Source organism: Limimaricola cinnabarinus LL-001, from assembly GCF_000466965.1.
GTDB classification, from domain to species: Bacteria; Pseudomonadota; Alphaproteobacteria; order Rhodobacterales; family Rhodobacteraceae; genus Limimaricola; species Limimaricola cinnabarinus.
This window is the reverse complement of record NZ_BATB01000049.1, coordinates 20,470-27,588: the sequence shown is the minus strand read 5'-3', so window position 1 is coordinate 27,588 and position 7,119 is coordinate 20,470. Positions and strand designations below refer to the sequence as shown.

Annotated in this window: 5 protein-coding genes and 2 pseudogenes; 2 read left to right on the top strand and 5 right to left on the bottom strand. The window is 65.6% G+C overall.

Going from position 1 to position 7,119, the window contains the following annotated elements; all coding sequences use genetic code 11:
- A pseudogene (locus tag MBELCI_RS22975) lies at window positions 1–144 on the bottom strand (IS256 family transposase); the annotation flags it as partial.
- Here MBELCI_RS22975 and MBELCI_RS14255 point away from each other — a divergent pair.
- The gene (locus tag MBELCI_RS14255; protein ID WP_131505560.1) at window positions 143–718 is read left to right on the top strand and encodes a hypothetical protein; all 576 of its coding nucleotides are present in this window, start codon (window positions 143–145) and stop codon (window positions 716–718) included. The pseudogene MBELCI_RS22975 and the gene MBELCI_RS14255 overlap by 2 nt on opposite strands.
- 109 nt (window positions 719–827) lie before the next feature.
- On the opposite strand, the pseudogene MBELCI_RS14250 reads toward MBELCI_RS14255, so the two are convergent.
- Window positions 828–3,103 (bottom strand): annotated as a pseudogene (locus tag MBELCI_RS14250) (adenosylcobalamin-dependent ribonucleoside-diphosphate reductase).
- Between the two features lie 202 nt (window positions 3,104–3,305).
- On the opposite strand from MBELCI_RS14250, the gene MBELCI_RS14245 reads away from it, so the two are divergent.
- Window positions 3,306–3,731, top strand: coding sequence for a DUF1489 family protein (locus MBELCI_RS14245; protein ID WP_021694953.1), 426 nt, complete (start codon window positions 3,306–3,308; stop codon window positions 3,729–3,731).
- On the opposite strand, the gene hisG is transcribed toward MBELCI_RS14245, so the two are convergent.
- The 3 genes from hisG to hisS are packed head-to-tail and all read right to left on the bottom strand — an operon-like array spanning window position 3,728 to window position 7,016.
- Window positions 3,728–4,420: an ATP phosphoribosyltransferase gene (gene hisG, locus MBELCI_RS14240; RefSeq protein ID WP_021694952.1), complete on the bottom strand. Its 693-nt coding sequence runs from the start codon at window positions 4,418–4,420 to the stop codon at window positions 3,728–3,730. The two genes, MBELCI_RS14245 and hisG, sit on opposite strands and share 4 nt — an antisense overlap.
- A complete protein-coding gene (locus MBELCI_RS14235) occupies window positions 4,417–5,496 on the bottom strand; it encodes an ATP phosphoribosyltransferase regulatory subunit (RefSeq protein ID WP_021694951.1) in 1,080 nt (359 codons plus the stop codon). The genes hisG and MBELCI_RS14235 overlap by 4 nt, the downstream gene beginning before the upstream one ends.
- Window positions 5,497–5,507: 11 nt before the next feature.
- On the bottom strand, window positions 5,508–7,016 hold the full coding sequence (gene hisS, locus MBELCI_RS14230) for a histidine--tRNA ligase (protein WP_021694950.1): 1,509 nt from the start codon (window positions 7,014–7,016) through the stop codon (window positions 5,508–5,510).
- Between the last annotated feature and the right edge of the window lie 103 nt (window positions 7,017–7,119).

Sequence of the window (7,119 nt, the reverse complement as noted above, 5' to 3'; positions counted from 1 at the left end):
GTTCTCGGTGACAGCCAACACATCCGCCTCCGCTCGTAAGGCCGCAGCCAGCATCCGACGCGCCCCCTCGCGGGCAATCTCGGTCAAGGGATCGTCCAGCGAATGGGGCTGACGAAGCGGGATGATGTCAGTATCGTTCTTCATGGCGTATCGCTCCTTCGGGAGGTTCTGGCAGGCTTCAGCACCCGCCACGATACGCCGCCTTCTCAGACCGCATCACCCATTTTCAGCCATAGCTCGTCCCTCTGAGATCGTCGAGCTGATCAAAAAAGGTGCGCTCCATCGAGTAGGCCGCTACTCGCAAGGCTCAGGCTACGCCTCGGTTCTCGTGGACCGAGACGAACTGCAGAGCAAGTTGCATAACGATCAGGCCCCCGGCCTTACGCTCGAGGTGTTCGCTAAGTCAGTGGGGCTCAAGCCGACACAGGTGACGCAACTCGTTGCCTCCGGGCACATTCGCGCCACCAAGATTGCCAACCCAAAGCGCAGGACGGTTCAATCGTATATCACCGAAAGCGATCTTCGAGACTTCCAATCGGTCTTCGCTCCGCTGCGCCACTTGTCGCTGGAAACAGGATGGTCCTGGCAGAAGCTGCTGTCGCCCGCTTTCGGCCTGCAGGAATGGCGGTTTTCCAACGGCGGCGTGGAGCACAAGAACCTCTTCATGTGGTCGACCCTCGAACTCCACTTCGTCTGTCGGTGGCCGAAACGAGAATGACCCCGGCATGGCTGCCAGGGTCATCGTAGAAAGAGCTTGACGTGCAACTCGCAGGCTTATGCCTTCAATTCGCACTCATATGCTTTTCTGGCAAATGTCGAACTTGACATCAGCCGCACTTCGAATGACCGCAGCTCCCGCAAGTCATGCAGCCTTCAACCATGCGCAGCTCGAAGCTGCCGCAGGAGGGGCAGGCCTTCCCGCGGGGGGCGTCGAGATTGACGACCTGCTGTTGCGGATCCTCTTTGAGGCCCTGCCCCTCGCCCGCCAAGAAGCCAGTGGAGATCATGTGCTTCTCGATCACGCCGCCGATCGCCGCGAGGATCGAGGGCACGTACTTGCCCTTGATCCAGGCACCGCCGCGCGGGTCGAACACGGCCTTCAACTCCTCGACCACGAAGGACACGTCGCCGCCACGCCGGAACACCGCCGAGACCATCCGGGTCAGCGCCACGGTCCAGGCGAAATGCTCCATGTTCTTGGAGTTGATGAACACCTCGAAGGGCCGTCGGTGGCCGCCGACGACGAGGTCGTTGACGGTGATATAGATCGCGTGCTCGCTGTCGGGCCATTTCAGCTTGTAGGTCGCGCCCTCGAGTTCGGCGGGACGGTCGAGCGGCTCTGACATGTAGATCACCTCGCCGCCGGTCGATTCCTTGGGCGCGTCCTTGGCCTCGAGTGCCTTGGCCGGCTCGGAGACCGACAGCACCGAGCCGGTGATGTCGTTGGGGCGATAGGTGGTGCAGCCTTTGCAGCCCGTCTCGTAGGCTTCCATGTAGACGTCCTTGAACGCCTCGAATGAAATGTCTTCGGGGCAGTTGATCGTCTTGGAGATCGAGCTGTCGATCCACTTCTGCGCCGCCGCCTGCATCTTCACATGGTCCATCGGGGCCAGCGTCTGGGCGTTGACGAAGTAGTCGGGCAATTCTGCGTCCCCGAACTTCTCGCGCCAGGCCTGCACGGCGTAGTCGACGACCTCCTCCTCGGTGCGCGAGCCATCCTTCTGGAGCACCTTGCGAGTGTAGGCATAGGCAAACACCGGCTCGATCCCCGACGACACGTTGCCCGCGTAGAGCGAGATGGTGCCGGTCGGCGCGATCGAGGTCAGCAGCGCGTTGCGGATGCCGTGCTTGGCGATCGCGTCGCGCACATCCTTGTCCATCTGCATCATGTTGCCGGTGGCGAGGTACTTCTTGGCGTCGAAGAGCGGGAACGCGCCCTTCTCCTTCGCGAGAGCGACGGAGGCGAGATAGGAGGCGCGCGCGATGCGCTTCATCCAGGCCTCGGTCTGCGCCGCCGCCTCGTCCGATCCGTAGCGCAGCCCCACCATCAGGAGCGCGTCGGCAAGGCCTGTGACGCCGAGGCCGATGCGGCGCTTGTTGCGGGCCTCCTCGGCCTGCGCGGGCAGCGGGAAGTTCGAGGCATCGACGACATTGTCCATCATCCGCACCGCGAGAGCCACGAGATCCTCGAGTTCGGCCTCGTCGAGCTTGGCACCCGCCTCGAATTCGTTCTTCACCAGCTTGGCGAGGTTGATCGACCCCAACAGGCAGGCGCCATAGGGCGGCAACGGCTGCTCGCCGCAGGGATTGGTGGCCGAGATGTTTTCGCAATAGCCGAGATTGTTCATCTGGTTGATGCGGTCGATGAAGATCACACCCGGCTCAGCCTGCTCGTAGGTCGACTTCATGATCGCGTTCCACAGATCACGCGCCTGCACGGTCTTGTAGACCTTGTCCTTGAAGACGAGGTCCCAAGGGCCGTCGGCCTTCACGGCTCCATGAACGGATCGGTGACGAGCACCGACATGTTGAACATGCGCAGCCGGGCCGGGTCGGATTTCGCGGTGATGAAGGCCTCGACGTCGGGGTGGTCGCAGCGCATCGTCGCCATCATCGCGCCGCGGCGGCTCCCTGCCGACATGATGGTGCGGCACATCGCGTCCCAGACATCCATGAAGGACAAGGGGCCCGACGCGTCGGCGGCCACGCCCTTCACCTCGGCGCCGCGCGGCCGGATGGTCGAGAAGTCGTAGCCGATGCCGCCGCCCTGCTGCATCGTCAGCGCGGCTTCCTTGAGCATGTCGAAGATGCCCGACATCGAATCAGGCACGGTGCCCATCACGAAGCAGTTGAACAGCGTCACCGCGCGCGCGGTCCCCGCCCCGGCGGTGATCCGGCCAGCGGGCAGGTAGCGGAAATTCTCGAGTGCGCCATAGAACTTTTCTTCCCAATGCGCCGGGTCCTTCTCGGGAGCTGCCAGCGCGCGGGCGATGCGGCGCCAGCTATCTTCGACCGATGCATCGATCGGCGTGCCGTCGCTTTCCTTGAAGCGATACTTCATGTCCCAGATCTGCTCGGCGATCGGCGCGGAAAAACGGGTCATGAGGGCGGTCCTTCGGCTTTGAAACGTATTGGAAATTCATGGGGGACTCAGGTCCCGACGGTGACCTTGGATATAGAGTATCATAGCACGTCTCAAGCTACAGATTGTGTTTGACACAACCTTATCCACAAGAAATTGCGGTTTTGCCACAACACGAAATCGCGACTTGCGGGCCCCCGCATCGCCTCCTAAGTCCTGATCCATGCCCTTGCACCTCATCAAGCTCTCGGTCGGAACCGACGACGTCTCCGATCTCGCCGCGTGGCAGGCCGACCAGCGCGGACAAGGTCCGGACGGGCTGCCGCGCCATGTCACCCGCATGTGGCCCAAGCGCACCGATGAGGTACTGGACGAGGGATCGATCTACTGGGTGATCAAGGGCGTGATCCTGTGCCGTCAGCGGGTGATCCGCTTCGACGAGGTGGATCGCGGCGACGGCATCCGCCGCTGCGCCATCGTCTGCGAGCCGGATCTCAAGCGCGTCGCGGCAACGCCCAAGCGGGCGTTTCAAGGTTGGCGTTATCTCAAGCCCGAGGATGCGCCGCGCGACCTCGCGCCAGGGCGCGAAGCCGAGGAGCCGCTGCCGCCCGCGCTGCAGGCCGCGCTCGCCGAGATCGGGGTGCTCTAGAGCCCGAGCTTGTCCTCGAGCGCATCGAGCGTGACGCGGTGCCGGTCCGACCAGTCGGCGTTGCTCGACCGGAACAGCGTCGCTTGGCTCGAATGGATCATCCCGTCGGAAAGGATCTTGAGCCCGTTGGCGCGCAACGTCTCGCCGGTGGAGGTGATGTCCGAGATCGCCTCAGCGGTCTCGTTCCTGACAACGCCCTCGGTCGCACCCTGACTGTCGACGAGCTGGTAGTCGGCAACGCCCTGCTCGCGCAGGAACTCGCGCGTCAGGCGGTGATACTTGGTGGCGATGCGCAGCCGGAAGCCATGGTTTCGGCGGAACGCGGCGGCCACGGCGTCGAGATCGTCGAGCGTGTCCACATCGACCCAGGATTGCGGCACGGCGATCACCAGATCCGCCCCGCCGAAACCCATATGCGCCAGCTCGCGCAGCCGCAAATCCCAGCCCGCGACCTTCTCGCGCACGAGATCCGAGCCGGTGACGCCCAGATGCAGGCGTCCCGCCGCCAATTCGCGCGGGATTTCTCCGGCGGAGAGCAGGGCCAGTTCGACGCCGTCGATCCCCTCGACCACGCCCGCATATTCGCGGTCGTTGCCGTTCTTGCGAAGCACCAGTCCGCGTGCGCCGAACCAGTCGAAGGTCTTTTCCATGAGCCGCCCCTTGGACGGCACGCCGAGACGGATCGTCATGCCCGGCCCTCCCTGATCTGGACCACGAGCTCGGGGCGGATCACCCCGCCCACGGCCGGCACCGCGCGCCCCTGCCCGAGCTGCCGGGTCAGCGCATCGTAGCGCCCGCCGGTCGCCACGGGCGGCAGGTCGGCGCGGGTGGGCGACTGGAACCCGAAGACGAAGCCGTCGTAATATTCGAGCGTGGTGCGCCCGAAGCTGCCTTCGAAGGGCAGAGACTGTACATCGACGCCGCGCGCCGACATCGCGTCGAGACGACGGGTGAGCCCGGTGACGGCATCGCCGATGGCGGGCATGTCGACGGCGATATCGCGCAGGCTCGACAGCACGTTGGGCGCGGTCTCGCGCAGATCGAGGATCATGTCGATCAGCTCCATCTCCTCCTCGGAAATGGGCGGCGTCCGGGCCTCATCGCGCAGGGTGGCGATGCGCGTCTCGATCTCAATCCGCGTGCGAAGGCCCAACACCGGCCCCACGCCCTCGAACGGATCGTCGGCGGCCATAAGCGCCTTGCGCTGCGCGGGCAGCGGCGTGCGCGCGCCATAGCGGTCGAGCAACGCACGGAATCGGCGCGGCCGCCAGACATGGCGCAAAAGTGCCCCCTTGCGCGCCTCCGAAGTCCTGAGCCCCCGAACGGCCGCCATCAGGATGCCGATATCCCCGGTCGAGGGCCACAGATCGAGACCCTCCAGCGCATCCGCGATGGTGGCGAAGACCTCGGCATCGGCCTGTGCCGGATCGCCGCCGAAGATCTCGAAGCCAGCTTGCAGGAACTCGATCGGTCGGTCCGGATCGGTCTCTTGCCGCCGGAATACCTCGCCCGCGTAGCAGTAGCGGGCGGGATCGCCCCCCTCATCCATATGCGCGCGCACCACCGGCACCGTGAAGTCCGGGCGCAGCATCATCTCGCCGCGTAGCGGATCGGCGGTGACATAGGCGCGGGCGCGGATGTCCTCGCCATAAAGATCGAGCAGCACGTCGGCGGGCTGCAGGATCGAAGTGTCGACCGGCTGCGCGCCGAGGCCCTCGAAAATCGCCGAGAGCCGCGCCGCCTCGGTGCGCACCTCCGGGCCCATGGGACCGGGCATCATGAGGATTGGCTTTCGAGCATCGCGCGAACCCGCTCGACCAACTCATGGCGCGGCACCTCGATCTGGGAGGGGCGATCCTTCCACTCCTCGAGGGTCGCGTCCTTGGCGATCTGCGCGCCGAGGATCAGGTCCTTGATCTGCACCACGCCGCGATCCTTCTCGTCGGCCCCCTCGATCACCGCCACCGGGCTGCCGCGCCGGTCGGCGTATTTCATCTGGTTGCCAAAGTTCTTGGGGTTGCCGAGATAGACCTCGGCGCGGATGCCTGCCGCGCGCAGTTCGGAGGCCATCGCCTGGTAATCGGCCATGCGGTCGCGATCCATCACGGTGACGACCACCGGCCCCTGCGCCTCGGCCTCGCCCCGCCCCTTGGCGGCCAGCGCGGCGAGCAGTCGGTCGACGCCGATCGAGACGCCGGTGGCGGGCACGGCCTGCCCGGTAAAGCGCTTGACCAGATCGTCGTAGCGCCCGCCACCCGCGACCGAGCCGAACTGCCGCGCACGGCCCTTCTCGTCGAGGATCTCGAAAGTCAGCTCGGCCTCAAAGACCGGGCCGGTGTAGTAGCCCAAGCCCCGCACCACCGAGGGGTCGATGACGACGCGATCGGGTCCCATGCCCTGTGAATCGAGCAGCCCGGCGATGGTCTCCAACTCGTCCACGCCCTCGCTGCCCATGGCCGAGGGGCCGACCAGTTCGCGCAGCCGCGCCAACGTCGCCTCCGCCGTGTCGCGCCTTGCCTCCATGAATCCCATGACCACCTTGGCCTGCTCGGGTCCCAGCCCCGCGCCCTTGGTGAAATCGCCCGACTCGTCCTTGCGGCCTTCGCCCAGCAGCATCCGCACGCCGTCCGTGCCCAGCCGATCAAGCTTGTCGATGGCGCGCAGCACGATGCCACGCTCGGCCGCGAACTTCTCCGGATCGAACGGGTCGAGCACGCCCGCCACCTCCATCACGCCGTTGAGGACCTTGCGGTTGTTCACGCGCACGATGTAGTCGCCGCGCGCGATGCCCACCGCTTCCAGCGTGTCCGCGAGCATGGCGCAAATCTCGGCGTCGGCGGCCACCGAGGGCGCGCCCACCGTGTCGGCATCGCACTGATAGAATTGCCGAAACCGACCCGGGCCGGGCTTCTCGTTGCGCCAAACCGGACCCATCGCATAGCGGCGATAGGGCGTGGGCAGGTCGTTGCGGTGCTGGGCATAGACTCGCGCCAGCGGCGCGGTCAGGTCATAGCGCAGCGCCAGCCAATCGCCGGGCTTCGATCCTTCGACATCCTCCTGCCAAGCAAACACGCCCTCGTTGGGACGGTCCACGTCGGGCAGGAACTTGCCCAGCGCCTCGACCGTCTCGACACCGCTGGTCTCCAGCGCGTCGAAGCCATAGGCGTGATAGACGTCGGCGATCCGGCGCAGCATCGCGGCGCGCGCGGTGACCTCGGCGCCGAAATAGTCGCGGAACCCCTTCGGCGTCTCGGCGCGGGGGCGGCGGATCTTGTCCTTGGCCATGGATCGTCCTTTCGAGGAGCGGAGTCGCGCGGGGGCTTAGCCTGCAGCGCCCGCGGGGGCAACCTCCGGGCTTGAAACCCGGGCCGCGCTGATGTGTTTAGAA

Bases quoted from the DNA above. Each gene is read 5' to 3' on its own strand.
- MBELCI_RS14255 (WP_131505560.1), top strand. From the start codon at position 143: ATGGCGTATCGCTCCTTCGGGAGGTTCTGGCAGGCTTCAGCACCCGCC.
- MBELCI_RS14245 (WP_021694953.1), top strand. From the start codon at position 3,306: ATGCCCTTGCACCTCATCAAGCTCTCGGTCGGAACCGACGACGTCTCC.
- hisG (WP_021694952.1), bottom strand. From the start codon at position 4,420: ATGACGATCCGTCTCGGCGTGCCGTCCAAGGGGCGGCTCATGGAAAAG.
- MBELCI_RS14235 (WP_021694951.1), bottom strand. From the start codon at position 5,496: ATGGGCCCGGAGGTGCGCACCGAGGCGGCGCGGCTCTCGGCGATTTTC.
- hisS (WP_021694950.1), bottom strand. From the start codon at position 7,016: ATGGCCAAGGACAAGATCCGCCGCCCCCGCGCCGAGACGCCGAAGGGG.